The organism is Pseudomonas sp., from assembly GCF_032058845.1.
Taxonomy (GTDB): domain Bacteria; phylum Pseudomonadota; class Gammaproteobacteria; order Pseudomonadales; family Pseudomonadaceae; genus Aquipseudomonas.
Map to the genome: position 1 here is coordinate 1 of NZ_DAMCCR010000182.1, position 3,909 is coordinate 3,909.

Consider the following 3,909-nt stretch of genomic DNA (forward strand, 5'->3'; position numbering starts at 1 on the left):
CGCATGACCGTGCGTGGCGCCGAACTGGGCCTGGACGAGGAGCTTACCGCCCTGGCGCTGTCGCGCCCGCCGCTGCGGGTGCTGATCGATGGGCGTTTGCGCGTGCCGCTGAGCGCACCGTTCTTCCAGGCCGGGGGTGCGCTGGTGGCCACAGCGGCGCAAAGCGATCCACGTTACGCCGAGGCCGGTCATCGCCTGCTGCGGGTGCCAGGCGAGGCGGGCCAGGTCGATCTGCGCGCGTTGCTCGGCGAACTGGCCGCGCAGGGCGTCAACGAGATCCTGCTGGAGGCCGGCCCGACACTGGTCGGTGCCTTTGCCCAGCAAGGCCTGATCGACGAATACCAACTGTTCGTCGCCGGCACCTTCCTGGGCTCGAGTGCCCGACCCTTGCTTGACTGGCCACTGAGTCAGATGAGCCAGGCACCGCGCCTGAAGATCACTGGCATGCGCGCAGTCGGCGACGACTGGCGCATCATCGCCGTACCGCAGCCGGCCAGCGACGTATAATGCCCGGCTTGCCCCGCGCAGCCCTGTTCCCGAGGAGGACACCATGTTCACCGGTATCATCGAATCGATCGGCTCCATCCGCAGCCTGACCCCCAAGGGCGGTGACGTGCGGGTCTACGTGCAGACCGGCAAGCTCGACCTGGGCGACGTCAAGCTCGGCGACAGCATCGCGGTCAACGGCGTGTGCCTGACCGCCGTGGAACTGCCGGGCGACGGCTTCTGGGCTGACGTCAGCCGCGAGACCCTGGCCTGCACCGCATTCGTCGACCTCAAGGCGGGCAGCCCGGTCAACCTGGAAAAAGCCCTGACCCCGACCACCCGCCTGGGCGGTCACCTGGTCAGCGGCCACATCGATGGCGTCGGCGAAATCATCTCGCGCAGCGATAACGCCCGCGCGATCCAGTTCCGCGTGCGAGCGCCCAAGGACCTGGCCAAGTACATCGCCCACAAGGGCTCGATCACCGTCGATGGCACCAGCCTCACGGTCAATGAGGTCGACGGCGCCGAATTCGAGCTGACCATCGTCCCGCACACCCTGTCCGAAACCATCATGGCCGACTACCGCCCCGGGCGTCGGGTCAACCTTGAGGTCGACCTGCTGGCCCGTTACCTGGAGCGTCTGCTGCTGGGCGACAAGGCCGCCGAACCGAGCAAGGGCAGTGGCATCACCGAAAGCTTCCTGGCCGCCAATGGCTTCTTGAAATCCTGAATGAATTGAGAAGGGGGTGCCGCGTGGCGCTCAACAGCATCGAAGAACTGGTCGAAGACATCCGCCAGGGCAAAATGGTCATCCTCATGGATGACGAAGACCGCGAGAACGAAGGCGACATCATCATGGCCGCCGAGTGCTGCCAGGCCGAGCACATCAATTTCATGGCCAAGCACGCTCGCGGCCTGATCTGCATGCCGATGACCCGCGAGCGCTGCGAGACCCTCAAGCTGCCGCTGATGGCCCCGCGCAACGGTTCGGGTTTCGGCACCAAGTTCACCGTGTCGATCGAAGCCGCCGAGGGCGTCACCACCGGTATCTCCGCCGCCGACCGCGCACGCACGGTGCAGGCAGCGGCCGCCCGCGACGCCAAGGCCGATGACATCGTCAGCCCCGGCCACATCTTCCCGCTGATGGCCCAGCCAGGCGGCACCCTGGCCCGCGCCGGGCACACGGAAGCGGCCTGCGACCTGGCACGCATGGCCGGGTTCGAGCCGAGCGGCGTGATCTGCGAAGTGATGAACGACGACGGCACCATGTCGCGCCGCGCCGAGCTGGAACTGTTCGCCGCCGAGCACGGCATCAAGATCGGCACCATCGCCGACCTGATCCACTACCGCATGATCCACGAACGCACCGTTCAGCGGGTCGCCGAGCAGCCGCTCGACACCGAGCTGGGCCCGTTCGAGCTGGTCACCTACCGCGACGCCGTGGAAGGCGATGTGCACATGGCCCTGACCCTGGGCACCATCAGCGGCGACGAGCCGACCCTGGTGCGCGTGCACAACATGGACCCGCTGCGCGACCTGCTGCTGGTCAAGCAACCGCACCGCTGGAGCCTGCGCGCGGCCATGAGCGCCGTGGCAGACGCCGGCAGCGGTGTGGTCCTGCTGCTTGGCCATCCGCTGGATGGCGACGTGCTGCTCTCGCACATCCGCGAAAGCGCCGGCGAGCTGCCGACCAAGGTGCCGACCACCTACAGCACCGTCGGCGCCGGTTCGCAGATCCTGCGTGACCTGGGCGTGCGCAAGATGCGCCTGATGAGTTCGCCGATGAAGTTCAATGCGATATCCGGATTCGATCTGGAAGTTGTAGAATACGTGCCCTCCGAGTAACACCAGGTGCCGGCAACGCCCTGAAGCTCGAGTCCGAACCCTGCCGAGGCCGCCCTGTGCGGCCTCGTTATCGAATGTGAGATTCCCCGAATGAACCTGAAGACCATCGAAGGTACCTTCATCGCCCCCAAAGGTCGCTATGCCTTGGTGGTTGGCCGTTTCAACAGCTTCGTCGTCGAAAGCCTGGTCAGCGGCGCCGTTGACGCCCTGGTCCGTCACGGCGTGAGCGACAGCGACATCACCCTCATCCGTGCCCCGGGCGCGTTCGAGATCCCGCTGGTGGCGCAGAAGGTTGCCCAGCAAGGCGAGTACGACGCGATCATCGCCCTGGGCGCCGTGATCCGTGGCGGCACCCCACACTTCGAGTACGTGGCCGGTGAGTGCACCAAGGGCCTGGCTCAGGTGTCGATGGAGTTCGGCGTACCGGTTGCGTTCGGCGTGCTGACCGTCGATTCCATCGAGCAGGCCATCGAGCGTTCCGGCACCAAGGCCGGCAACAAAGGCGCCGAGGCTGCACTGTCGGCCCTGGAAATGGTGAGCCTGCTGTCGCAGCTGGAGGCCAAGTGATCAGCGACGAAAGCGATCGTTTCAACCCGCGCGATCCGCAACCTGCGGACGCCGGCAAGCCTTCGAAAAGCGTCAAGCGCCGCGAAGCCCGCAAGCTCGCGACGCAAGCGCTGTACCAGTGGCACATGGCCAAGCACTCGCTGAATGAAATCGAAGCGCAGTTCCGGGTCGACAACGATTTCACCGACATCGATGGCGCCTATTTCCGCGAAATCCTGCACGGCGTTCCGGCGATCAGTGGCGAAATCGACAAAGCCCTGGTGCCCTGCATGGACATGGCCCTGGAAGAGCTCGATCCGGTTGAGCTGGCGGTGCTGCGGCTGTCCACCTGGGAGTTCATCAAGCGCGTCGACGTGCCGTACCGCGTGGTGATCAACGAAGGCGTCGAGCTGGCCAAGGTGTTTGGTGCCACCGACGGGCACAAGTTCGTCAACGGTGTGCTCGACAAGCTGGCGCCGAGCCTGCGTGAAGCCGAAGTCAAGGCCAACAAGCGCTGATCCTGGCGCTGTCGTGTGATGGGTGAGTTCGAGCTGATCAATCACTACTTCGCTGCCGCGCCCTGTGCGCAAGGCGGCGAGGGTGTGGCGCTGGGCATCGGTGACGACTGCGCCCTGCTTGACCTGCCGCCCGGCGAACAGCTGGCGGTGTCTACCGATACGCTGGTGGCCGGGGTGCATTTTCCGGCGGTCTGCGACCCCTTTCTGCTCGGTCAGCGCTCGCTGGCGGTCGCGGCCAGTGACCTGGCGGCCATGGGCGCTCAGCCGCTGGCATTCACCCTGGCATTGACCCTGCCCGATGTCGGCGCCGCCTGGCTCGAAGGCTACGCCCAGGGCCTGCAGCGCATGGCCAGCCAATGCGGCCTGACCCTGGTGGGTGGGGATACCACGCGCGGCCCCCTCAGTCTGACCTTGACCGTGTTTGGCCGTGTTCCGGCAGGCCAGGCGCTGCGCCGCCGTGGCGCCCAGCCGGGCGACCTGCTGTGTGTCGGAGGCGCGCTGGGCAATGCCGCCG

6 protein-coding genes are annotated in these 3,909 nt (G+C 66.3%); all 6 read left to right on the forward strand.

Translation table 11 applies throughout. The annotated features are described in order from the left end of the window. On the forward strand, positions 1 to 507 hold a 507-nt coding region (locus tag RT028_RS20095; protein WP_312937220.1), incomplete at its 5' end, for a RibD family protein. A 43-nt stretch (positions 508 to 550) separates the two neighbouring features. After that, complete coding sequence (locus tag RT028_RS20100; RefSeq protein ID WP_312937222.1) at positions 551 to 1,216, forward strand: riboflavin synthase; 666 nt, start codon at positions 551 to 553, stop codon at positions 1,214 to 1,216. 23 nt (positions 1,217 to 1,239) lie between these two features. Continuing rightward, positions 1,240 to 2,331, forward strand: a complete 1,092-nt coding sequence (gene ribBA / locus RT028_RS20105) for a bifunctional 3,4-dihydroxy-2-butanone-4-phosphate synthase/GTP cyclohydrolase II (RefSeq protein WP_312937224.1) — start codon at positions 1,240 to 1,242, stop codon at positions 2,329 to 2,331. 90 nt (positions 2,332 to 2,421) lie between these two features. Beyond that, positions 2,422 to 2,898: a 6,7-dimethyl-8-ribityllumazine synthase gene (gene ribE / locus RT028_RS20110; protein ID WP_312937226.1), complete on the forward strand. Its 477-nt coding sequence runs from the start codon at positions 2,422 to 2,424 to the stop codon at positions 2,896 to 2,898. Then, positions 2,895 to 3,395, forward strand: coding sequence for a transcription antitermination factor NusB (nusB, locus tag RT028_RS20115; RefSeq protein ID WP_312937228.1), 501 nt, complete (start codon positions 2,895 to 2,897; stop codon positions 3,393 to 3,395). The genes ribE and nusB overlap by 4 nt, the downstream gene beginning before the upstream one ends. An 18-nt stretch (positions 3,396 to 3,413) precedes the next feature. Further along, positions 3,414 to 3,909: AIR synthase related protein (locus RT028_RS20120; protein ID WP_312937230.1), on the forward strand; the 496-nt coding region annotated here is incomplete at its 3' end.